Source organism: Granulicella arctica (genome assembly GCF_025685605.1).
Classification (GTDB): Bacteria; Acidobacteriota; Terriglobia; order Terriglobales; family Acidobacteriaceae; genus Edaphobacter; species Edaphobacter arcticus.
Genome location: NZ_JAGTUT010000001.1, coordinates 2,332,885 through 2,356,708, shown reverse-complemented (window position 1 = coordinate 2,356,708; position 23,824 = coordinate 2,332,885). Strand labels below are relative to the sequence as shown.

At 57.9% G+C, this 23,824-nt stretch carries 19 protein-coding genes; 10 read left to right on the top strand and 9 right to left on the bottom strand.

Annotation, left to right across the window (positions count from 1 at the left end):
* Positions 1–125: 125 nt before the first annotated feature.
* A complete protein-coding gene (locus OHL20_RS09840; RefSeq protein WP_263383018.1) occupies positions 126–1,973 on the bottom strand; it encodes a lytic transglycosylase domain-containing protein in 1,848 nt (615 codons plus the stop codon).
* Between the two features lie 113 nt (positions 1,974–2,086).
* Complete coding sequence (locus OHL20_RS09835) at positions 2,087–2,575, bottom strand: nuclear transport factor 2 family protein (protein ID WP_263383017.1); 489 nt, start codon at positions 2,573–2,575, stop codon at positions 2,087–2,089.
* 148 nt (positions 2,576–2,723) lie between these two features.
* On the opposite strand from OHL20_RS09835, the gene lepA reads away from it, so the two are divergent.
* The gene (gene lepA / locus OHL20_RS09830) at positions 2,724–4,526 is read left to right on the top strand and encodes a translation elongation factor 4 (RefSeq protein WP_263383016.1); all 1,803 of its coding nucleotides are present in this window, start codon (positions 2,724–2,726) and stop codon (positions 4,524–4,526) included.
* Between the two features lie 319 nt (positions 4,527–4,845).
* Here lepA and OHL20_RS09825 read toward each other — a convergent pair whose 3' ends face one another.
* Complete coding sequence (locus OHL20_RS09825; RefSeq protein WP_263383015.1) at positions 4,846–5,514, bottom strand: OmpH family outer membrane protein; 669 nt, start codon at positions 5,512–5,514, stop codon at positions 4,846–4,848.
* Between the two features lie 1,051 nt (positions 5,515–6,565).
* Here OHL20_RS09825 and OHL20_RS09820 point away from each other — a divergent pair.
* Complete coding sequence (locus tag OHL20_RS09820) at positions 6,566–7,717, top strand: response regulator (RefSeq protein WP_263383014.1); 1,152 nt, start codon at positions 6,566–6,568, stop codon at positions 7,715–7,717.
* A 214-nt stretch (positions 7,718–7,931) separates the two neighbouring features.
* On the opposite strand, the gene OHL20_RS09815 is transcribed toward OHL20_RS09820, so the two are convergent.
* Together OHL20_RS09815 and OHL20_RS09810 are read right to left on the bottom strand one after the other, a co-directional pair.
* Entirely contained in the window at positions 7,932–8,273 is a 342-nt protein-coding gene (locus OHL20_RS09815) for a histidine triad nucleotide-binding protein (RefSeq protein WP_263383013.1), read from the bottom strand.
* An 80-nt stretch (positions 8,274–8,353) separates the two neighbouring features.
* Positions 8,354–9,664: a M48 family metallopeptidase gene (locus OHL20_RS09810; RefSeq protein ID WP_263383012.1), complete on the bottom strand. Its 1,311-nt coding sequence runs from the start codon at positions 9,662–9,664 to the stop codon at positions 8,354–8,356.
* 152 nt (positions 9,665–9,816) lie between these two features.
* On the opposite strand from OHL20_RS09810, the gene OHL20_RS09805 reads away from it, so the two are divergent.
* The 4 genes from OHL20_RS09805 (at position 9,817) to OHL20_RS09790 (ending at position 14,254) form a co-directional block, all read left to right on the top strand.
* Positions 9,817–11,565, top strand: coding sequence for a metallopeptidase TldD-related protein (locus OHL20_RS09805; protein WP_263383011.1), 1,749 nt, complete (start codon positions 9,817–9,819; stop codon positions 11,563–11,565).
* Complete coding sequence (locus OHL20_RS09800) at positions 11,562–13,262, top strand: metallopeptidase TldD-related protein (protein ID WP_263383010.1); 1,701 nt, start codon at positions 11,562–11,564, stop codon at positions 13,260–13,262. Before OHL20_RS09805 ends, OHL20_RS09800 begins: the two co-directional genes overlap by 4 nt.
* Before the next feature lie 3 nt (positions 13,263–13,265).
* Positions 13,266–13,772 carry a hypothetical protein gene (locus OHL20_RS09795; protein ID WP_263383009.1) on the top strand — a complete coding sequence of 169 codons (507 nt, stop codon included), beginning with the start codon at positions 13,266–13,268 and terminating at the stop codon, positions 13,770–13,772.
* 62 nt (positions 13,773–13,834) lie between these two features.
* Positions 13,835–14,254 carry a GNAT family N-acetyltransferase gene (locus tag OHL20_RS09790; RefSeq protein WP_263383008.1) on the top strand — a complete coding sequence of 140 codons (420 nt, stop codon included), beginning with the start codon at positions 13,835–13,837 and terminating at the stop codon, positions 14,252–14,254.
* A gap of 16 nt (positions 14,255–14,270) precedes the next feature.
* Here OHL20_RS09790 and OHL20_RS09785 read toward each other — a convergent pair whose 3' ends face one another.
* Together OHL20_RS09785 and OHL20_RS09780 are read right to left on the bottom strand one after the other, a co-directional pair.
* Positions 14,271–15,026, bottom strand: a complete 756-nt coding sequence (locus OHL20_RS09785) for a septal ring lytic transglycosylase RlpA family protein (RefSeq protein ID WP_263383007.1) — start codon at positions 15,024–15,026, stop codon at positions 14,271–14,273.
* Positions 15,023–15,265 carry a hypothetical protein gene (locus tag OHL20_RS09780; protein ID WP_263383006.1) on the bottom strand — a complete coding sequence of 81 codons (243 nt, stop codon included), beginning with the start codon at positions 15,263–15,265 and terminating at the stop codon, positions 15,023–15,025. The genes OHL20_RS09785 and OHL20_RS09780 overlap by 4 nt, the downstream gene beginning before the upstream one ends.
* 273 nt (positions 15,266–15,538) lie before the next feature.
* Here OHL20_RS09780 and OHL20_RS09775 point away from each other — a divergent pair, with 273 nt between their 5' ends.
* The 3 genes from OHL20_RS09775 to OHL20_RS09765 all read left to right on the top strand — a co-directional run bounded on the left by OHL20_RS09775 (position 15,539) and on the right by OHL20_RS09765 (position 19,756).
* A complete protein-coding gene (locus tag OHL20_RS09775; protein ID WP_263383005.1) occupies positions 15,539–16,465 on the top strand; it encodes a hypothetical protein in 927 nt (308 codons plus the stop codon).
* Between the two features lie 50 nt (positions 16,466–16,515).
* Positions 16,516–17,394, top strand: a complete 879-nt coding sequence (locus tag OHL20_RS09770; protein WP_263383004.1) for a hypothetical protein — start codon at positions 16,516–16,518, stop codon at positions 17,392–17,394.
* Between the two features lie 244 nt (positions 17,395–17,638).
* The gene (locus OHL20_RS09765; protein ID WP_263383003.1) at positions 17,639–19,756 is read left to right on the top strand and encodes a radical SAM protein; all 2,118 of its coding nucleotides are present in this window, start codon (positions 17,639–17,641) and stop codon (positions 19,754–19,756) included.
* 64 nt (positions 19,757–19,820) lie between these two features.
* On the opposite strand, the gene OHL20_RS09760 is transcribed toward OHL20_RS09765, so the two are convergent.
* Both OHL20_RS09760 and OHL20_RS09755 read right to left on the bottom strand, forming a co-directional pair.
* Positions 19,821–22,118, bottom strand: coding sequence for a GH92 family glycosyl hydrolase (locus OHL20_RS09760; RefSeq protein ID WP_263383002.1), 2,298 nt, complete (start codon positions 22,116–22,118; stop codon positions 19,821–19,823).
* A 111-nt stretch (positions 22,119–22,229) separates the two neighbouring features.
* Positions 22,230–22,985, bottom strand: a complete 756-nt coding sequence (locus OHL20_RS09755) for a DUF882 domain-containing protein (protein ID WP_263383001.1) — start codon at positions 22,983–22,985, stop codon at positions 22,230–22,232.
* A gap of 138 nt (positions 22,986–23,123) precedes the next feature.
* Between OHL20_RS09755 and OHL20_RS09750 the strand changes: the two genes are divergently transcribed.
* Entirely contained in the window at positions 23,124–23,810 is a 687-nt protein-coding gene (locus OHL20_RS09750; RefSeq protein ID WP_263383000.1) for a YceH family protein, read from the top strand.
* The last annotated feature ends 14 nt before the right edge of the window (positions 23,811–23,824 follow it).

The window sequence follows — 23,824 nt, the reverse complement described above, 5'->3', positions numbered from 1 at the left end:
CATGTTGGATGCGAGTCATTCACGAAGCACGATGCGAGCTAACGTAACTCGTATCGATCACGGATTCTAGCAATAGATTGCATCCATGCGCTAGCGATAGCAAGCAATCTTTTTTGTGAGGAAGCTTATCGTGCAGCTTTATGTTTCGTTTTCGATACTGCTCCACGCGAAGCGGCGGAAGAGACAAGTGCGCTCTTCGGTATTCCTCGTGTAGAAGCATGCGTATTTGTGTGCGTCGAGCCTCGCGCCACACTCTCAACCGCACCTCGCCGAGATGTCTTCGCACCACCACCGCGACCTGATCTTCCGCCGCGTGTTGCGACACGACGGCTTCGCATCGACGGGCCGAATCGCACGGGCTCAGCAACATTCAATGAAGCACCTGTTCTCAACGCACCCGATGAAATATGGTTCCACGCCCGAAGATCTTCGACGGAAACATTGAAGCGATCCGCAATGGTGATCAGCGTATCGCCACGCCGCGCTACATAGCGTTGTTGGTGTTTGCTGGCGGTCACTAGCGTAACCGGCACCACGAGTTCATCGCCCTCGGCCACTGCCTCTCCAGCCTTCAGGCCATTTGCATCCGCAACGTCGCTCGCATGCGCATGAAGAGTTGTCGCGATTGCATCGAGCGACTCTCCGGGGCGCACTACATGGAATCGCCAGCTATTGCGCTTCTCCATAGGGATCGACTTGAGACGCCCTGTGAAGACCTCTTTGGTGCCAACCGGAATGTGGAGGTCAAAGGAGAGATCGTTGGGCGTACTCATTCGTAGGAGACTTGGGTTCAGCGAAACGATCTCCGCTAAGGAAGCACCCGTTAGATCAGCCACCAGTCGCATATCGATTGCGTAGTCTACGTTCACGGAATCCCACACCACCGCCGGGTCTGGCACTACTTTATCGAGCCCATACTTCGCAGGATTCTTCGCCATGATGATAGCTGCCAGGATCTTGGGCACATACTCCTTCGTCTCCTTGGGCAGCATGTTGCGCCGGTAGAGCTCCCAGAAGTCCGCGTACCCTGTGCGCATCACCGCTCTCTGGATGTTGCCCGGACCCCAGTCGTACCCAGCCATCGAGAGATACCAGTCGCCGAGCTGGTTGTAGATCGTCTTCATGTACTTCGCATAAGCGATCGAGGACTTCTCAGGGTCGAAGCGTTCGTCGAAGTAGCCGTTGCGCACCAGACCATACGCTCCAGTCGGCATGAACTGCCACATCCCGCCTGCGCCACTCTTCGCGTTCAATGCCTGAGGCTGGAAACCAGATTCCGCTACCGCCAGGTAGAACAGATCCTGCGGCATTCCTTGATCCGCCAACGCCTTCTGGATGATTGCCTTGTACTTCCCGCCTCGTTCCATACTGTGCAGCATGTGTGCTCGAAACGAAGTCGAATTCGCGAAAATCCCAATATATCCGGCGACCTCATCATTGATGACCAACGGCAGATCCGATTTGATCTGTAGCTCAGACTTCAGCTTCGCGGTCAGCTCCGGGTTTGGGGCAAACGTCAGACCCTCCGCGCTCTCGAGAGGAGTCTCTTCAAGCTTCGGCGAAAATCCATTCCCTTGTTTTAGCGCCACCATCTCAAGCGAGTTGACCGCATTCAACAGGTGATCAAACTCATCCGCGAGCTGCGGATCATTCTTCAGATCCATTCCACTGGTCAGCATCGTGTCGATCGCCGTATCGAAATCGACTCGTGCCGCGTCCAGGCGATTTCCGTTGTAGTTGTCCACACCGCTGCGATAGCTAGCCTCAGCCTTGTTGATGAGGCCCTGAGCTTTGAGAACATTTGCAGAAGCGTCAACCGACTGCATCGGAACTGCCGCAGGTAGTGTTGCAGCCGCCGGCTTTGCAACTGGAGCGAGAGTAGGAGCAGTTGCCTGGGCAGACACCTTGCCAGGTGTTGCCGTCTCATCGTCCGGACAACCGGCAAGCATCAGGAGCGGTGCGCATGTCAGCACAAGTGCACTCCGCCTCATCCATTTCATCAAAGTCATCCGCGCCATTCGTCCCCGTTCATTGTAAGACGCACGGACAGCAAATGGCGCTCATCCCTTCGGAAGATCAGAGCCGGTCATTTTGGCAGAGTCGCATGGTCGTAGCTGATCACGCGCGTTAGCTTCCACATGCCGTCTTTGTTCTGCCACAGCATGACAAACTTTCCCTCACCCAGGACGTCATGATCCTTCTGCCCGGGATGATGGAAGCGGTGTACCCCGATCTCTACCGCGCCATAGTGAGCGAGTTCATGCACCTCAAGCGTTCCGGGTACGAGTTCGCGCGTTACCTTGCCGCAAATATTCTGCTTGATGCTGTCGAGAAAGACCTGCTTGCCCACTGCCAAGCCAGTCTTGTCGTGGTAAAACTCCAGATCGTCAGTCACCATCGTTCCAAGCTTCACCAGATCGCACGTGTTGTACGCGTCGAAGAGCGCCTTATCCTGTGCGGCAATTGCCTCCTGGAGCGGCACGGCACTCGGCATGGACTGTCCCTGGCAACTAGCCAGGATCGCGACGAGAAAAAGAACAGGCACTACCCCGCGCAACATTAGAACCAGTTTCATAAGAACCTCGTAAAAGATAACAAGCTCTAGCTTCACTGAGTTGCTGTACGGCCTCATGGCCCGAATGTTCCATGAACACGATGAACTCCTCCCCAAGGTCATGCAGTAACGGGTGTTAACATAAGAGTTGAGGCACTTCGCACCCCCAATGGATCCAAGTCACATCCGCAACTTCGCGATCATCGCGCACATCGATCATGGCAAGTCCACCCTCTCCGACCGTCTGCTTGAGCTCACCGGCTCGCTGACCTCTCGCGAGATGCAGGCCCAAGTGCTGGACGCAATGGACCTCGAGCGCGAACGCGGCATCACCATCAAAGCCCACACCGTCCGCATGGCCTATAAGGCGCACGACGGCGAGATGTATCAGCTCAACTTGATTGACACCCCCGGCCACGTCGACTTCTCCTATGAGGTTTCGCGCTCACTTGCTTCCTGCGAAGGCGCTCTGCTCGTCGTGGATGCCTCACAAGGCGTCGAAGCACAGACGCTTGCCAACGCATATCTCGCCATCTCAAATGGTCTCGAGATCATCCCGATCATCAACAAGATCGATCTTCCCAGTGCCGACATCGAGCGTACGAAGGAGATGATTGAGAAGTCCGTTGGCCTTCCAGCCGACGATGCCATTGCCGTCTCAGCAAAGACTGGCCTCAACGTGGCGAGCATCCTCGAAGCCGTCGTCACCCTGCTTCCGCCACCGCTCGGCGATCCTGAAGCGCCGCTACAAGCCCTCATCTTCGATAGCTGGTTCGATCCCTATAAGGGTGTCATCGTGCTCGCTCGAATCGTCAACGGCAAGCTGAGCAAAGGCATGAAGATCAAGGTCATGTCGAACGGCAAGATGTTTGACGTCGAGAGCATGGGTGTCATGACCCCCAAGCCTGTCGAACTCGCCGAACTCAGCGCCGGCGAGGTAGGATTCTTCGTCGCCACTATCAAGAACGTAGCCGACACCAAGGTAGGCGACACCATCACCGAGGTCGCACGACCCTGCGCTGAAGCTCTTCCCGGCTTTGAAGATATCAAGAGCATGGTCTTCGCCGGTCTTTACACCGTCGACTCGCACGAGCACGCCATGCTCCGCGACGCTCTCGAGAAGCTTCGCCTCAACGATGCCAGCTTTTCGTTCGAGCCCGAATCCTCAGTCGCTCTTGGCTTCGGCTTTCGCTGCGGCTTCCTAGGGTTGCTGCACCTTGAAATTATTCAGGAACGCCTTGAGCGCGAGTTCGACCTCGACCTTATTACGACAGCGCCTGGCGTTCGCTACAAGATCGCTCTCACGGATGGCACCACCATTGAGGTTGACAATCCGTCGCGCTGGCCAGACCCCTCTAACATCGAACAGATCGAAGAGCCGGTCATCATCGCAAAGATCCTGACCAACGAAGAGTATGTTGGTGGCATTCTTAAGCTGGTCGAAGAGAAGCGCGGCCGTCAGCAAAATATGGAGTATGTCTCCGACACCCGCGTTATGATCACCTACGAGCTACCACTCAACGAGATCGTTCTTGACTTCTATGATCGCCTGAAAACAGTATCTCGCGGATACGCCTCGCTGGACTACGTCCTCGCAGGCATGTGGATCTCGCCGATGGTGAAGATGGACATTTTGATCGGCGGTGACCCGGTTGATGCGCTCTCCATCATCGTCCATAAAGACTTCGCACAGCAACGCGGTAAGGCACTTGTCTCGAAGATGCGTGAACTGATTCCCCGGCAGATGTTCGAGGTAGCCATTCAGGCTGCAATTGGTTCCAAGGTAATTGCTCGCGAAACTGTCACTGCTATCCGCAAGAACGTAATCGCGAAGTGCTACGGCGGCGATATCAGTCGCAAAAAGAAATTGCTCGATAAGCAAAAAGAAGGCAAGAAGCGCATGAAGCGCATCGGCAAGGTTGATATCCCGCAAGAGGCCTTCTTAGCTGTCTTGAAGGTCGGCGAAGACTAAAGAGTCCTGCCCAGGGAACGCAGCGAACTCTCATCCGTAACAGATCAGTAACCTTTACCTGTGGAAACAACCGAAAGTACTATCTTTGCCAGTTACTTCGCTGAAGATGGTTCTGCGGAGCCGCGTTCGGATGTAAATCGTTCACCAGCCTGGACTTAGTCAACGCACTCCCGAACTCGAGGTGCTCAGAGCCATAACTTGATGGAAGGGACCTACGAGCCACCTTAGGAAATCCACACAATTATCCACAATTGCTAGTCAAGCGAAGTGATGAGGAGAAGATCCCATCCGATCTTCTCCTCACCATTCTTACGGCAAGTTACTGCCTCGGGGTGGTCGTCGGAGGACGCGGCGTTGTTGCACGGGGACGTGCAGCGGAAGGCGCGGCTGGTGGCGGAGCTGCAACACCAGAACTCGTGTTGTACGCATCGATGACGGCCTGCGTTACGTCCGTGTTCGGTGTAGCCCACATTACCGGGCTCTGCTGGCCGCTTACGTCGAGAAGCAGCGTAAAGCCACCCTGTGCGACATACGTGCGCATCGTGACGTTCACCTTCTGAGCGACCTTGCCATAGGCCTCCTGTAGATCAGCCTGATATGCCTGCGAAGCGTCCTCTGCGTCGCGGTTCAGGACCTTCTCCTTGGAGTCAATGGCTCGGAGCTGCGCGGCGCGCTGCTCATCCGTTGTGGTTGCTGGTGCAGCAGCATTCTGCTTCTTCAGCGTGTCGACCTCTTGTGCCAATGCGTCGATCTGCGCCTTCTTCGGCTCGTACTTCTTCTTCACATCTTCGACGGCGCGCTGGCCCTCGTTCGTGGCGAAGACAGCTTGTTCAAAGGAGATCAACGCAATCTTGGCCGGCACTGCCTGTGGAGCGACAGGTGCTTGCTGAGCCGCAGGTGCGGCAGGAGGCGTGGCGGTCTGGGCAGTCCCGGCAGCAGTCATCAGGCCTGCGCCAAGCGCGGAGAGGAGAGTAAGAGTGCGATTCATGTAGTGTGTAAAGCTCCTTGGAATTCTTTCATCCATCGTTTCGGCCATCGGAACACAATCGCTTGCGCCCCGGGCCATGCTCCGCAGTCCACTCCACCCCGGGAACACGCAGAGCAGGCTGCGTGAACACGTTGTAGCCGATCCATTTCTTGAGTCTCGCCCGTAAAGCAGACCGGAAAGCAGACAGGAGCTGGAGAGCTGCCAGAACGCCTCTGATTATAGGACCCTGCGCATACGGGGTCAAACAAAGCCACCTTTCTGTAAATCTACTTCTCTTTCGATTAGATCGTCGAGAACATCATTCCCCGAAATACGGCTGAACACTGATGCCCCTTCTAAAAGCCGAAGAGTCACGAACGCCACCTATGGTTTTAGAGAGATTGCCATAGGGAGCCCGTCATAATCCCTTGCAAATGGCCTATTCTGCTTTGGTCGTGAAATTGCTCCATCAAGTGTGCACGTGCCTCCGTCAGACCGAGATGCGATCGCAGGATTCTCTGACCTGGTAGAGCTTGCACCCACGTATGGTGCTGCTTGCCGCAGAGACAAAGGCCTTCCACCGAGAAGGCCGCTTCAGGAGGCCGTGACTGGCCATTCGTTTCAAACCCAATTATGGTGCAGTTCAGGTGTTGCCTGTCTGCACCGGCTTCACACGACGGACGATGATTCCTTGCGAGAAAGCAATTTCGGACGTACAATCAAGCCTGTTGTATGAACCGACTGTGGGTTATCTCTTTCCGCAAAGGCTACTTCTATGTATAGTGGCCATGAAGTAGATTGAATCGTCCTGTCGGATCATTTACATACATGTACTTAGGGTGAAGGATCTGCTGTAAAAAGCGAATCCCGGTTGCGCAGCGACGGTCTACCGAATCGCAGGCTCACAACCGATAGCAATCGATAACGTCCGTTTGAGTACAACTTGAGATCGTTTTTACCGACGCTGCATTTCCGGTCTTCTGCGCTCCCTGCCTCATCAGGCAAGGGTCGAGACGCCTCGGGCGTGGGGACAAGACGCTAATTGCGTACAAATGCAATAGGAAGTGGAAGCATGACTTCAGAACTTACCGTGTCCGATGTGCAGTCGCACCAGGCACAGCTACCGTTGTCCGACAATCAAGGTCAAAGCGAGCAGTCCTCACAAGATGGTCAATCCATCTCGCCGGGTATGGGCCAGTCCAAAAGCAGCCGCCGGCGGCGACGTAAGCGCAAGAACAAAGGACCTGAAAGTCCTGGCGACATGGCCCAGCAAGGCTCTGTAGCTGGCGATGCCGCCGCGCCCGCTCAAGCGGTCCCTTCCCTCCAGGGCGCAGCTCAGTCACAAGCTCCCCAGCAGAACGGATTCCAGAACGGCTCGCAGGCAGCGGCCACAGGAAAGCGCTGGAAGAAGAAGTTCCGCGACCGTGATCGCCAACGCCCCGAAAACCCGGGCAACATCGCTGCAGGCGCTGGCAGCCAGCAGAACTCCGGCGGCTTCCAGAACAATGGCGGCAGCAATGGATTCCGCGACAGCAATAGTCACCAACCGGGCAACAACGGCTTCAAGCGTAAGACTAGCAGCGGCAGCAACGGTGGCGGACGACAGCAGCGCGGTCCTCGCAGCTTCGTTGGACCGATGGATCACAGCTATCGCGTGACCAACGGCAACTTCGCCGACACTCCGCCTTCGACCATCGAAACGCATGGCAATGGCAACTATCAGGGTCGCAGTCACGGTGGCGGAGGTCGCGGTGGCTATCAGAGCGACTCGCAGCCAGTTGATTACTCGCAGGGACGAACCATTCCGATCGCCGAAGACGCTCCGACGAAGATCTACTTCTTCATCGAGGATCTCTTCTTCATCGCCAAGATCCAGGAGACTGCGCGCAAGCTCGGCGTGAAGGTCGCCTTCATCAAGAACGATAAGGAGTCGATTGCAGCGCTCGTTGGCGGCGAAGAGGCCGATCTTCCTGGGCTAATCGTTTTCGATCTCAACAACACCTCTGCAAAGCCGATGACGCTGATTCCCAAGCTCAAGGCCAAGCTGAAGAAGAGCACCTCGATTGTCGGCTTCCTCTCGCATCTTCAGGGCGACCTGAAGGCTAAAGCGGTCGAAGCAGGTTGCGATACCGTGATGCCTCGCGCAGCGTTCAGCCAGAACCTGCCGAATCTTCTGCGTCGTTACGGCATTGTTGACGAAGAAGAGCAGAACTTCAATCAGTAGGATTTAGTCCTTTTACGAAATGGCTCCTGAGTCTCTCAGGGGCCATTTTCTGCTCTAGGACAGGTACCCCTCCCCCCGTACCTGAAGTATGAAAGTATTCAAAACAAAGGAGATAGATATGGGGTACTTGTGCGTCGAGTACGCGGGCTAGTCTCGCTTCAGCCGCTAAGTGGGTCTGCGCGGCGAATGATTGTCAAGTTTCCGCTGACGGAAATCAGCCCGGCGGCCAGCCCATGTGTCGTCCGCCCAGTAGGTGGAGGTGGAGATGATCCACGGTCTGACCGCCGTCGGGTCCCGTATTGATGACGATGCGATAGCCGTTAGCGAGCTTCTGTTCGACCGCGATCTTCGCCGCTGCGGCGAGCAGGTCGCCGAGCAATCCTGCATGCTCGGCTGTGGTGTGTGCCGTTGAGGCGAGATGCTGTTTTGGAATAACCAGCAGATGCACGGGTGCCTGCGGGTTGATGTCCGCAAAGGCGAGGCATCGCTCATCCTCATACAAACGCTTCGCCGGAATCTCGCCGGCGACGATCCTGCAAAAAAGGCAATCGCTCATAGCCGCATTCTAGTGCCAGAGCGCCCTAGCGCCGGTCGGGCGCCACTTCGTGGTGTATTGGACGCTTCGCGTAAGACGCTCTAGTGCGTAAAGTATTTCGGCTTCTGCCCGGGCGCCCACGGATTATAGGAGGCTGCAAAGGCAGACCGCTCCCAGATAGCCGGATGGCTGTAACTCCACCACTCGACGAAAGGATGTCTTCGCGGGTCCTCCAGGCTGTTCTCGCCTAAGACCTGAAAGCTTCTTACGCCGACTGCCTGCGGATCCGCGAGGATACCGTGCATTGCCTCCTGCCCGTACACGTCGGCGGCGTGCTCCTCCCAACGGCTGAAGCCATTCGCAATCGGCTCGGTCACAAAGGTGAGCGCGGACAGAACCAGCATGAAGACCACGAGAGCTGCCCAATCGTTCTGCGATTCGAGCTGCCATCGGGCTCCGTACGTCCGCAGCAGCCATTGCACGATGTGAAAGCCAACCCAGAAACCCGCCAGCACCAGCGCCCCGGCAAAGAGCAGGCCGAGATAGATATGGTTCAGGACGTAATGCCCCATCTCGTGTCCGAAGATGAATTGAATCTCCTCGGGTGTGCCCTTCGCAATGCTTGTGTCCCAGACCACAACGCGCTTCGATGGTCCGATGCCGGTGACGTAGGCGTTCAGACCGGTGTACTTCGCGCTCGCCCGCATGAGGAACATGCGATCCGGCGGAATATGGAGGGGTCCGCGTGCCACCACCTGCTCCAACCGCGCCACCAGCGTCGGATCGTGCGCAGACAGCAACTCGAAGTGATCAAAGAGAGGATCAATCAATACAGGCGAGATAAAGACACCGAAGATCACCGCTAGCATGGCTGGAATCCAGAACCAGAACCACCAATGTCGTGGCGATTTGCGAATGACCCAGAACAGCAGCATAACCGCGAGACCCGTACTGCCCCATTCAATGCCAAAGCCCTTCGCGAGATCGGCAAACCAACTCGCCCAACCCTGGACCGATAAGCCATATGCCAACCCGAGGTGATGCCCGTAGATTCCGAGCGGCAGGTCGAGCACCGTCAGCAGGAGCAATAGCAGAAGCGTAAACAGGAAGCCTTGTCCCCACCTGCTTTGCGTCGCCCTCAACGCAAGATCTCGAAGACGCGCGGGAACTGCAAACGCCAGCAGCAGCACAAGCTGCAGAATTCCCCAGCCCGCACCGGCAAAGTGCAGCAGCGTCCGCGTTCGAAACAGGCCGACAGCCAGCTTCATCTTCTCCGGTGGGAGTGTATATGCGGCATGACCCGGGTCCGCCTGCCGATCTACGACGACCGGTGTCGCGGTCTGGGCGTTCAGAGTGGACTGGCTGAGTGGAGCGAACGCCAGCAGGAGTAGCAGCAGGATGCAACGGCGCATGCTCAAGGCCTCTCGTGCAGTGTGCACGACTGCACGACCCCGCGCAAACTGGCTGCATTGCCAACGCCCAATGACGACCTTCGCACATCGTATGAGTCGAATTCGATACACTCGGCTTGAGCGAGTGCGTCAGCGAAGCGGGGATCGATCTTTTGAAAAAGCAGTGTTTGTTGGTAGCAGGTGGAGTCGGCATAGCTGGCGCGTTAACCGTAGCCCTGATGACTCCGAAGCAGCAGGTCTTCGCCGCGACCTCTCAGGACCCGATCCTGATGCAGGCGATGGAGGCCGAACTGCATCGCGCCCTTGCCTCACTCGGCACGGCCCCGGCAGCGAATGCGGAGAGTGCCCAGCCTAAGCCCTACTTTCTAAGCTACGCAGTGGCCGACGACGAAACCGTCAGCATCTCCGCCCAGTACGGCGCTATCACTAACTCAAACCAGAGCCATCGTCGCACGGCGGATGTACAGATTCGGCTCGGTACGCCGGCGCTCGACAACACGCATGGCGACCATCGCAACAGCGCGCTCACAACGATTCCACTGCCTCTGACGAACGATCGTGCCGCCCTTGCGCGCACTCTCTGGTTTGCGACCAACCGGGGCTATGGTAAGGCGCTCGACAGCTTCCTGAAGGTCAAGACGGAGCAGCAGGTCCGGGCCAAGGAAGAGGACGTCTCTGCCGACTTTTCCAGTGAGACCGCAAAAGCCGAGGTGCTGCCGCCCGCACCCGAACTGGTGATCGACAAGGCTGCCTGGGAGACCCGTCTGCGCGATCTCTCCGGCCTCTTTAAGCAGTATCCGGATATCTTCTACAACACGGTCGCGCTTGATGCGGAGAATGAGACGGACTACTTCGTCTCCTCGGAGGGCGCGCACGTGTCGACTCCCAACCACGTGGCTCGGCTCGTTGTGGTGGCTCGCACACGCGCGGCCGATGGCATGGACCTCTTCCGTGTGGAGACCTTTGAGGCCGATAAGCTCGGCAATCTGCCTGACCAGAAGACCCTGACCGCGAAGACTGAAGCGATGGCCAAGAACCTCGAAGCCCTGCGCGTGGCACCGATCACCGAGCCATTCAACGGGCCGGCGATCCTCAGCGGTCGTGCCGCCGCGGTTTTCTTCCACGAGGTGCTGGGACATCGGCTTGAAGGGCAGCGGCAGCGCGGCGATGAGGAAGGGCAGACCTTCACCAAGCTTCTTGGCAAGCCGATTCTGCCGAGCTTCCTGTCGGTTTCCGATGACCCGACGCTCAGCAACTTTGAAGGCACACCGCTAAGCGGCCACTACAGCTTTGACGACGAAGGCCAGCAGGCGCGGCGGGTTGATCTCGTCCGCGACGGCGTGCTGCAGACCTTTCTGATGTCGCGGCTGCCAGTGGCCAGCTTCTCCACGAGCAACGGCCATGGTCGCGCCCAGACAGGTCGCATGCCAACGGGCCGCCAGGGAAATTTGATTGTGACCTCGTCCAAGACTGTTAGTGATGCCGAACTTCGCCAGCTACTGATCGCCGAGGCAAAGAAGCAGGGCAAGCCGTACGGGCTTTACTTCGAGGACATCTCTTCAGGTTTTGCTGTGACGAATCGGCGATCGCCACAGGCCTTTCAGGTGATTCCGCTGGTGGTGTATCGCGTCTTTGTGGATGGGCGTCCGGACGAGTTGGTCCGGGGAGTGAGCATCGTTGGCACTCCACAGGCGGCGCTCAACAGCATCATTGCGACGGGCAACAAGCAGGACATCTTCAACGGTATCTGCGGAGCGGAATCGGGGTCCATTCCGGTGAGTGCTGTGGCTCCTGCCATGCTTGTCACCAGCATCGAGACGCAGCGGCAGGCGCAAGGGACGACGCGGCCGCCGATCATTCCGCCACCTGATGTAACGGCCTCTCTCACGGAGGCCAAATGAAGCTTACGAAATCGAAAAAGACAGCCCACCGCGATGGTTGGAGCTGTGAACGGCTTTCCTCATGCCTGGCTCTCGCAGCGATGTTTGTGACGTTCGGTCTTACAAATAGTGCTGTAGCTCAGCAGAAGCAAGACCCTATGCTCACGGCCATGCAGGCTGAGCTGGATCGCGAGAAGTCGCTTCTGATTCTGCCGGGCATGCAGCGGCCCTACTTTATGGAGTACCGGCTCGACGAGCAGACGAGCTACGAGGCCGTCGCCAACTACGGCGCGCTTACCCGTGAGGAGACGAGCCATCAGCGCGTTGTGCGTGTGACCGTTCGGATTGGCAGCTACCAGGCGGATAGCAGCAGCAGCCGCGGTGACGGCTCGGTGCAGCTTGCGCCGGAGGATAACGATCCAGCGGCGCTTCGCTATGCCCTTTGGACTGCTACCGACGAGGCGTACAAGAACGCTCTGCGTGCCTATTCGACCAAGCAGGCTGCGCTCAAGCGCTTCCAGTCCGCGCCTACAGCGGATGACTTTGCTCCTGCGAAGCCTGTTACGACGATCGAGCCTCTCGTCACCCTCGACCTCGATCGCAATGAGTGGAAGCGCCGCCTTGTCGAGGCCAGTGGACTTTACGCCAAGGAACCCTCGGCGAGCCATGTCCAGTTCTCTACAGCGAACCTTCGCGGCATCGCGGTCAATCGTTACCTGCTGAATACCGAGGGCACGGTTGTTCGCCACGGATATACCGGCTACAACGCGACGATCAGCGTTGGCGGGCAGGCTCCCGATGGTATGCAGCTTGCGCGTGCTAACGGTACTACTGCAGCGCTTGCGAAGGATCTTGAGTCAGGCGCGGCGTTCCACCAGCGCACTCTTGATGACTTGAAGAGCTTTGAGGAGTTGCGGAATGCGCCGGTGGTTGGCGCGGAAGACTATCACGGGCCAGTCCTCTTTAGCGGCGATGCGGCGGCAGATACACTCAGCCGCCTTTTCATTCCAAACATCGAGGCTGATCGGCCTGATGTTGGCACTACGGCACGCACGCAGGGAGCCTATAGCTCCAGCTTGCGAACCCCTGTGCTCTCGGCGCTGCTGGATGTGAAGGATGATCCGCTCTTGACCACCTTTGCGGGGCAGAAGCTTCTAGGTTCGTATGATGTTGACGATGAGGGCGTGCCCGCGCAGTCGATCGACATCGTGCAGGCAGGCAAGCTGATGAACTTCGTTATTGGGCGGGAGCCGGTTAAGGACTTCCCGGATTCGAACGGTCATGGGCGCGCCGGGCCGGGGCAACCTGCACACTCGCGCGCTGCCGTGACTATCTTCAAGTCGACGCAGCCGGTCTCCGCTGCGCAACTGAACCAGCAGCTTGTCGACCTGGCCAAGAAGCAGGGTCGCGATGTGTATGCGGTGGAGACTCTCGGCGGGGAACTCGTACCGCGCTTGCTCTATGTCGTGCACGCGGATGGCAAGCGCGAGCTGGTGCGCGGTGCTACCTTTGACGAACTGGATGCCCGCAGCCTGCGGTCCGGCATCGTCGCCGTCGGCAGCGATGCTTATGTCTCGAATATCCTTGGAGCTATCCCGCAGACTACGATTGCGCCCAGCATCCTGTTCGGCGATATCGAGGTCAAGCGCGCGACCGACGAGCAGCAGAAGCTTCCGTACTATGAGCCACCCGCGCTCAATCCGAAAGAAGGACGCTAACCGATGAACGGCTTCAATCCCCAACACCTTGTTGGCCCGCTGATTGCAGTGATGCTCGTAGTGATGATCTACGGCAGCCGCATCTCTCCTGGCAAGCCTGTCGAGACGTCCGAGGGCCTCGTCTTCCGCCTCAAGCCGATCTATAACTGGTCACGCATTGTGCTGCTTCCGGCTTATATGGGCTTCTTTCTCTGGGTCGCGTGGCACCAGAACCACGTCATGCCGTGGCCCATCATCTTTCTCTGCCTGATCGCTGTGGTCATCGGGTTGATCCAGCTTCCGGGCACCATCACGCTCACGCCGATGGCGGTGACGCAGACCTTCTGGCTGCAGCCCTCGAAGACGATTCTCTATGGTGAGGTGATGGGTCTCCAGGCGATGCAGGCTGGACGGACGATTCTTGTGCTCGGCGACAACCGTGTTCGCATTCGCCATTCGACGAACCATGCGGGTGCTGTTGAGTTCCGTGCCGAGATGGAACGTCGCACTGGCAAGCGCGCCATTGTTTAGGATCTAGCGACGGGGAATCTGATCGATTGTTGTTCAACGCTGCACGTACGTTTCAGACTGGAATGATGCTCGACAAAGAGTACGACCTCGTTATTGGCACACCCTCCGCGAAGGAGTACCGGCAACTCCGCGTCGCTGCGGGTCTCAGCCCCCGAAGTGCAGATGCCGCAGAAGCAGGTCTTCCCAACACGATCTTTGGCGTCGTGATTCACTGTCGTGGCCGTCTCGTCGGCATGGGTCGCGTTGTCGGCGATGGCGGTTTATCGTTCCAGTTGGTCGATATTGCCGTGGAGCCTGAGCATCAACGGCGCGGGCTGGGCAAGACGATCGTTCGCAGCCTGGTCGACTATGTGCGCAAATCCGCTTCGACCGGGGCGCATGTTAGCCTGCTGGCCGACGGCGACGCTAAGCATCTCTATGAAAAGTTCGGCTTCGTGCCGACGGCGCCCGCATCCGTCGGCATGGCGTTCGTAGTCGAGTAGCAATTTACGCACGACGCTAGTCCGTGCGGATCAGATATGGCTCGGCATCAGGCACGTGAATGCCCGCTGCGATCTTGTCCGCGGTTCCTTTGTCGGGGAACTTCGGGTTGATGCGGACCCAGAATCCTGTGGGTCCAGAAAACTCAATCACCTTCGCCGTCGTATAACGCCGCAGCAGGTCATTCTTGAGAGACACAGCGTCGTCCGCTGTCAGGAATGCGCCGATCTGCACGCACCACCGGCCACCCGGATCTGCGCCCGGGCGTAGCGCAGGAACGTACGCCTCGACTCGCACCTTCGCGACACCCGCCTGGTAGACGCCAGCAGCCTTTGCCGCAGCAAGCGATAGATCGATAATTCGCCCGCCCACGAAAGGTCCGCGGTCGGTGATCCTCACCACTACTGATTGGTCGTTGCTCAGATTCGTCACCCGCACCATCGAACCCATGGGCAGCGTCTTGTGTGCCGCCGTCATGGCGTTCTGGTCGTATACAGTCCCATCGGCGCCTTTGCGGTTGTGATACGGCGGCCCGTACCAGCTCGCCAACCCGACCTCTACCTCGTCCGGCCTGCCTTTCATCTCAGGAGGTCGCGCCGCCGGTACATCCGCAGTCGTGCTCTTTGGTGGAGTGCGCGTAACCGGAGGTCGTTCTGCTGGAGTAAGCGATGGAGGAGGCGGTGCATACACCTGCCTACTCTGCTTGTGGCAGCCGACCACTCCCCACGCGAGCCCAGAAAGGGCAACCGCAGACAGCGTGCGCAGCCTGCTCACGAGCGCGTCGGCTCTCCGGCGGGTGGAGGGGTCCGCGGTCCGGCCCGCTCGTCCATCTTGCGGGCAAGTTTCTCAAGCTCAACAGCCGCGGCCCGCAATGCGATCGAGCTATTCTGCCGAACCTCAGGCACGACCTCGTCGTTAATGTAGGTTACGACCCGGCGCAACTCCTCCTCGACCGTCAGCGCTGCCTCATGCAGCTTTTGCTCCCACGGACGCTTCGATGTTGTCTCTGCCATGCCGCACCTCGTTATCCTTCATTAGACGTCCAATGAAAAACTAGGGTCAAATAAGTGCAGAATGTATTTACGGTTGCGTATTGGAGTGGTAACCGGGTTCGCAGTGGACCGAGCGATACAACTTACCTGCTCCCTGACTCATCCGTTGTATATAGGTACAAAATTCCGAGCGCTTGTTGATAGCACAGTGGTCGCATTCTATATACGTCAACCAAGTTGCACTCACTTCCAGATGAAGTGGTGACCACAGCCAGACGGTACGAGGTATTCTCTTTGAGCACGGCACGCAGCACCCAGGTTCTTCTCTCTCCCAAGTTCCATTCAGCCATAGCACTCCTGATGTTCTCAGTCGTTGCTCCCCTTGCTCGTGCGCAGGAAGTACCAACTGCATCGGTTGCAGTTCCAGCTTCCACCTCGATTGAATCCTCTGATTCCACGGCTTTCGTGAATCTTCCGGATGCTCCAGGCGCTGTTCTCTATTCGTCGAGCGCGGGCTCGCAAGATCAGCAGTCCCAGCCCACGGCTCCGACCCAACCGGGCCAGCCTTCCAAGTCCGTCAAATCACCGACCATTGAACAGCGGATCTTCGGGCTGGGGAGTGGCGATGCGCTGCGAGCGAGCCACATGGCTTCGCGGACTGACAAATATATTCTTCCGGGTCAACTTGCGCCGAAGCTCGATACCGGCGACAAGATTGAACTTGGCTTCATCCATGGTGTCTCCGCGTATGGCGTGCTGGGCTGGTTTGTCTCCTCCGGGTACTCGCACATCATCAACGGCGATCCAAACTATGGCACCGACAAGGGAGCCTATGGAGAGCGCCTCGGCGCCGCTGCCTTACGCGGTTACTCCACAGAACTCCTTAAAGACTCTGTGATGGCAAACGCCTTTCACCAGGATCCGCGGTACTACAAGATGGGGCCTGCGCATAATGCCTTCGTCCGGGCAGGCTACTCCGTCTCCCGCATCCTGGTGACTCGCAATGACGATGGCCGCCTCGCTCCGAACTACTCTCTCGTCAGCGGCAATCTTGTCGGTGCTGCTCTTACCAATGCGTATTACCCCGATGTAAACCGCGGCTTTGGTCAGACGGCACGAACCTTTGGGAGTGCGATGTACGGATCGGCTTTCAGCTTCGTGGCCGCAGAGTTCCTGAGTGGTGCCCTTGAAGCCGTCCACTTAAAGCAAGGGAAAGAGTAGCGTACAGCGGGGGCGCTCGCGTTCTAGACTTGGGCCAGGGAGATTCGGCGATGCGTTGGCTATTTTTACTCGCCCTCTTACAAGCGGCAGCGGTCCTCTGCGCTCAGGATCAGACCCCCTCGCCGACACCGCGTGTCGAAACCTCTCCCCAGACGGTGCAACTCCCCGATTCGCCCGGGGCTGCAAGGACGTATCACCAAAGCGCCTCCGTAAGTACGCCCGGATCTCAGCCGTGCAAGGTGAATGATCCGCGCACCCCGAACATTGTCACCACCAATACCGATCCAACTGCAGTTGTGCCGCCCTGCACGCCGCCACTGGACCGTAATCCCTACCAGCGCTTCCTGAACTATCCCGGAGCTTTAGCGCTGACCCCGAGGCAGAAGGGTCTGCTCGCGATTCGTGACCTAACCGATCCGGGTAATCTCTTCACAATTACGGCGAACGCCGGCTTCACGGTTGGTATCGATTCTCATACTGCTTACGGACCGGGCTTGAAAGGCTTTGGTCGCGATATTGGCTATTCGCTTGTCCAGGATGCCACCGGCGAATTCGTCTCCACCTTTGTGCTCGACTCACTCTTCCATGAGGACCCGCACTACCATCGCTCGCCGCAAGCCTCCGTTCCGCGGCGCTTTCTCCATGCCGTCCGGCATACGGTGATCTCGCAGCACGACGACGGAACCCCCATGCCCAACTACAGCACCCTGCTTACCTACCCGATCAGCGCTGAGATCGCCAACCTGTATGTCCCGGGCGTCCACGGCAACGGCCCCTCAACGGTCGCGCGTATTGCCACAGGCCTCGCCTCCGATCCAATTGACAATCTGATTACCGAATTTCTCCCCGACTTCGCCAAGCGTGTCCACATCCGCATCGTCTTCGTTCAGCAGATTTTGAACAACGTATCGCAGCGGCCTGGATCCTAAGCCGAATAACGCCCGCCGTTTGACCTCAAAATAGACCGTTCAATGCAGGATTCTGCCGTTCGACCTAAGTGGCTTCAGAAATGGACCTTGGAGCGGTAACCTTTCATCCAATGGTCATCTACGCGAATCCGGTTGTGCACTTAGCACCCCTTCGTGGATCAAGTAACTTCTAGTAAGTGATTGACGTCAGACCATCGACATGACCGAGCGGCATCCGTACCTACTCCAGGAGACAGAGACACACATGGCTAAGAAACCGGCAAAGATAGCAGAGAAGGCGATCGTTATCGCGGCAAAGGCAGGCTGGGCGGTCTTCAACAAGCTGAACTCCTTCAGCCCGAACGCAAGCTTTACCCCCAAGTGGAGCGACAAGCCGCTTCTCAAGAGCTACCAGAAGGAAAAGCCGCCCCTTGGCTGGCCCCGCACGACCGATTCTCTCTGCCCGCGTTGTATCCCCGAGATCCGCCAGCAGATCGTAGACGGCAAGCTTCCCCATGAGATCCTGCTCAACGAGAAGGTCGGCGAGATCAAGGCTCAGATCATCGAGCGTGACGGTCAGATCCTGATGGTCAAGGATTGCCCGATCCACGGTCACTTTGAAGACGTTATGTCGATTGACACCGCCTTCTTCAAGCACCTTGAAGAGGTGTTCCCTGGTCGCGACATCAAGGCGCACAACGACGAGAAGCTCCACAATCACGGCACCTCGACTGTGACTCACGGCCGTGGCTCGGTCCTCACGATCGATCTGACGAACCGCTGCAACATGATGTGCGATCCCTGCTTCATGGACGCGAACCAGGTTGGCTTCGTGCACGAACTGACGTGGGACGAGATCAAGACCATGCTGGACAATGCGGTCACGATCAAGCCCAAGCGCCAGATGTCGGTTCAGTTCTCAGGTGGCGAGCCCACGCTCAGCCCCTACTTCCTTGATGCGGTCGCTTATGCGCGCAAGGTTGGTTACACCTCCGTACAGGCTGCGACCAACGGCATCGAGTTTGCCAAGTCGAAGGAGTTCTCGAAGGCTGCCGCTGAAGCCGGTCTTCGCTACGCTTACCTGCAGTTCGATGGCGTCGGCAATGCCGCCAACTCGCATCGCAAGGTTGGCAACGCATTTGATGTGAAGCTCCAGGCCATTCACAACCTGCATGAGGCCGGCGTCGACATCGTTCCCGTCACCTGCATCATCAACGGTATTAACAACGAGCAGGTTGGCCACATCATCGAGTTCGCGCTCGACAACCCGAAGAAGATCAACTTCCTCTCCTTCCAGCCCGTCAGCTTTACTGGCCGCGATGAAGCCGTCTCGGACGAGCGTCGTATGGCGCAGCGCTATACCCTGTCGCATCTCGCGCATGACGTCAAGAATCAGACCGGCCTCGGCGAGCCCATCCGCGACTGGTTCCCGATCTCCTTTATGTCTACCTTCTCTGACTGGGCCGACCTTGTACACGGACCGGATCACGAGTGGGGTCAACTCTCCTGCGGTTGCCACCCGAATTGCGGTATCGGCATGGCGCTGATGATCGACAAGGAAACGAAGGAAGCCGTTCCCGTAACTGCCTTCCTGAACGCTGATCGTCTGGCCAAGGACGTTGCTCGCATCAATGATGCGGCTCGCGGCAAGTGGCTCTCGATCATCGGCGTTTCGCTCGCCCTGCTCCGCAACTACGAGCCGGTCAATGCGCCTACCCACTTCAAAATCAAGGATCTGCTCGCGAAGTTCGACAAGTGCTTCGGCGCGACCGGACGCAGCTACGGCAAGGTCACCGCCGATCGCACGATGGCGGACATCAACATGCGCCGCGCCGATCGCTGGAACTTCCTCTTCATCGCCGGCATGTGGTTCCAGGATCTCTTCAACTACGACTTCCGCCGCACCGAGCAGTGCATCATCCCCTATGCCACACAAGAGGGGGAGATCAGCTTCTGCGCCTATAACACGGGCGTTGGCTGGCGCAACATCATCGAGAAGATGCACATGACCTCCACCCTTACCAAGTGGTACGAGGAGCATGGTCGTCACGAGATCTTCGCCGGTGGTAAAAAGGTTGGACTCGAGAAGGAAGCGACCTACGATCTCGTTCTCAACGAGGCACACGTCAACGCTGCTGCCAACGATACCTTCGACAAGTCCGGTATCGCCAAGAACTCCCGCGAAGAAAAGATCCGCGCACGCGATGCGAAGATCAAGCAGGATGCAGAGAACGCCAAGATGGCCAAGCTCTACCGCAAGGAAGTGCTCGGCGAGCAGGAGCAGCCTGGCTTCATCTCCCTTGGAGATATCAAGCCAGCCAGTGCACCGGCTCCGCGCGTCGAAGTGGTCCAAAACATCGAAGAGACCGTTTCAGGCGACTAAGCAATTACATGCAGCAGACTAGAAAGGCCGCCAGCGATGGCGGCCTTTCTGCTTTAGCGTGATGCTATTTCGCCGTCGATTGTGATGGTGGTAGATCACTGACTCCAGTAGCCCACGGGCTGCCTGGCGTCTCGCCCATCTGAAAGTCGAGGTGCGCCTCATGGTGCAGCAGGTCTTCAACCGGGACCCAAGAACCCGGATGATTAACTCCATTCAGCATTACTGATTGCACGTATTTTCCATCACCGTGCCGGGTGATCGTCAGCGTTCCGCCTGCGCCTGTATGGACCATCGCAGAGATAAATCTTGGAGTCCCGAGCACGACCCCACCGAGACCTGGGATCGCGGGATACATCCCGAGCGTGTTCCAGAGATAGACGCCTGACGTCGCTCCCAGATCGTCGTTGCCGGGGATACCGCCTGGCGTCGTGTTGAAGGTCTCGTTCTCGATGCGCGTAATCACCTCTGCTGTCTTCCATGGCTTGCCGAGGAACGTGTACACGTAGGGCGTCACAAAGTCAGGCTCGTTGGCCATGTTGAAGCAGGGCTCGCCCCAGCAGACGAGCTTCTCGAAGAAGCGATCAAGCCGCTTCTCGACAACTGCTTTGTCGCCGATTGCCGTGAACAGCCCGGCGTAGTCAAAGGGCAGCATGAACGTGTACTGGTAGGTGTTGCCTTCTTCGAATCCGAGTTGATCAGTCGATACAGAGGCATCTGGCCGATGTGGCAGGGACTTCTCCGCATCGAAACCCGGGAGCCAGCTTCCATCTGCAAGCCGAGGCCGCATCCACCGCGTCGACGGGTCGAGCAGGTTGCGCCAGTTTTCCGCGTGCTTCAGGAGGAGCTTCTCTGAGGGTTTGTCCCCAAGCGCCTTCGCCAGTTGCGCCGTCGCAAAATCGGCGTTAGTCAATTCAAGGGTCTCGGAGACCGAGATTAAGTTGCTGGCGGGAATGTAGCCAAACCTCAGATAGTCCGCAAGATTGTCCCGCTCCGTCTTGCCATGTTGCCCGAGTCCCGGAGCAGTCGCCGCCTTTACTGCATAAGAGAGCGCTGTTTTGGCGTCAAAATTCTTTGCTCCAAACGCGTAAACCGAGGCCAAGATGATTGGCGGTGAGTCACCTCCCATGACGTACGATCCATCGTTCGCGGTGGCCCACCGAGGGTACGACCCAAGCTGTTCCGCGTCGTTTGTTAACGATTGAGCCAGATCGCTCGCCTCCTGCGGGAACAGCAAAGCCTGCATCTGCACCGTGTTCCGGTAGATATCCCAGTCCGAGATGTTGGTGTACTGGCCTTTCTGTCCGGCATGCAGGTGATGAACTTTTTCATCGAAGCCCATGTACTCGCCGTCGACATCGCTGAAGAGCGTCTGCCCGATCAGCTCGTGATACAGCCCCGTGTAGAAGATCCGACGATCCGTAGCGTTTGCTCCGTCGATCTGGATCGTGGCTAGCGCTTTGACCCATCGGGCCTGTGCCTGCTGACGGGTCTTATCGAAGTCCCATCCCGGCAGCTCTGCCTGCAGGTTTGCGCGCGCTTTCTCCTCGCTGACATAGGAGAGGCCAACCTTAATCACCTGTGTTTGCTCATTGCCCAAGTCGACCCATGCCGCAGCCTGCTTGCCGGAGACCGTTCCGGCTGCATCCTGCAACGCTCCATCGCGCCACAACGCATGGACAACAGGCGTCTTCTGGAAGGCGAAAGCCACGTGGAGCGTGTATTTGGTCGGCGATCCGCAGAACCCACCTGCGGTCCCGGTTCCGGTCAGAGTGCCATCTTCACCGAACGACAGGCTCTCTCCGTCATGCTCCCTGCCAACCGGAGGAAGAAAGGCCATGTGCACATCCGTCGATGCGCTGCCTGCTCCGTTGATGAGCACGCCTGCATGCTGCCCCTTAGGAAACGTCAGTCGCGCCATACCGCTGCGGTCAGACGTGGTCAGTTCGACACGCGTACCGTCGGTCAGCGTAATCGCATAGTAGCCGGGCTGCGCCGTCTCGTGGGTGTGATCAAGCGGCACCGTCTCAGGGTGTTTTAGATCGCGTTGGGCTCCCGGACGGACACTCATCGGCAGCATCGGCATGTCGCCAAACACCGGGCAGCCTACGCCGCTGAGGTGGGTGACGCTGAAGCCGCGGATGCTCTTGTCCTCGTAGGTGTAGAAGTTCTGGCTTGTGTCGGGGCTCCACTGGATCATGCCGAAGGGAACCGTCGCACCGGGATAGGTATTGCCGCCATTCGAGGTGCCGATCATCGGATCAACAGCGGCAATCGGTTCGACCTGGGCCATCAGACCCGATGCAGCAAACAATGTGCAGCAAACCAGAGCGGACAGACGACCTGCGCGCAACTTCAGAGACATTCCCGCTTCATAAATACCCATCAGAGGACAATACATTGCCGAAAACACATCGGGTAGAGGGCAAGAGAAAGGCCCCACCTGGGGGCCTTCTAAGAGTTACGAAACGGAAAGCTAGTTGCCAACCTGCCGGATAACACCGCGTCGGCCGTGCCGATGACGGCTGTACTTCGCCGTCCGTAGGGATGCACGGCCTCGCCGATGCGACTCGCCAAAGGACCAGGTCCGCACCGGGCCAACATCCACGTGCACAAACTGGGACTTCGGATAGTAGCCGACGCCGCCCGCATCAAGCGAAAGTGCGGTGTCCCGCAACTTAGCCGTAGTCACACCGGGGACACGAATATCAATTGCCTTCGCAGCCATGTGTTGACTGTGCTCGGCCACACCGCTCTCTGCACCTGCCCGTCGCAGGAAGGCATTGCTCCAGGGTGTCCGGTAGCCGCAAACGATGTCAATCACGCCATTGGGGCGCCCCAGCTTGGCCATCAGATTGTTCAACAGGTCGAACTCGCGGGGATCATACTCGCTGACGGTGTCCGTGCGGTGATCGCGCAAAAAGTGGTTCAGCGTGTCCATTGCGGTGGGGATGTACATATTCCCGACCCGGTAGACGACGTCGATGCTCTCGCCGGTGTGCAGATGATGCAGCTTGAGGTGATAGACGTGCGCCGAGCTAAGCAACGATGACGTCATGAAGGACGTCTCGTCGAGCTCAGCCGCCTTTGCTACTCCGCTTGTAGCGAACGCAAGCGCTGCTGCTGCCACTGCCGCGATGATTCGACCTTGTAAAATCCGCATCCACGCTCCTGAGCCCGAAAGATTCTCACCCGGAATGACCGTACCCGTATGAGAAGTCTCATCGGCCATTCACAGATATAGTTTACTCCCCTGCGTTGCCTGAACAAGGTCAGTTTGTAACCTTTTCGTCCTCAAGTTGTCATATTCGGCACTCTGCACCATCTACGGTGCACCCTGCAGAATCTCTGCTGTGGCACCCTTATATCTATGATCCTCGGCCTTGTTCCACTCCGCGTCCTCGGTGCTCTGATCGAAAAAGAGATCACCACGCCGGAGTCTTACCCACTATCGCTGAATGCCCTTATCAACGCCTGCAATCAGCGCTCGAGCCGTGATCCCGTTCTCGATCTCGACGAAGAGCAGGTCCGTCAGGCTCTGCACACCCTTGAAGATCTCGAGCTTGCGACCGCTGCTCGTGATGCCCGCGTTCCCAAGTACGAGCATCGCGCCCGTACCGTATTCAATCTTCGCCGTGACGAGACTGCCGTTCTCTGCCTGCTCCTGCTGCGTGGCCCACAGACACCGGGCGAGCTACGCAGCCGCGCCGATCGCCTCTTTACCTTCGACGACCTCGCTGCCGTCCAGTCCACGCTCGATCGCCTCGGCCGCCGCGAACTTTCAGGCGCCGACGCCGTCGACAATGTTACGGGGCCGCTCTCCTTCCTCCTCCCGCGTCAGCCCGGTGCACGCGAATCGCGTTACATGCACCTTCTCGGCGGCCCACCGAGCGCCGAGGTTCTTGCGATCAGTACGCCTACGGCTCAGCCGAGCCGTTTAGCCGAACTTGAAGCCAGTCTCGGCGAACTTCGCACCCAAATTGCCTCGCTGGAGACGCGCGTCGCCAAATTGGAATCAAATGGTGAGAAGTTAGGCAACGACTCGCTCAAAAACTGAGACTACTAGATACG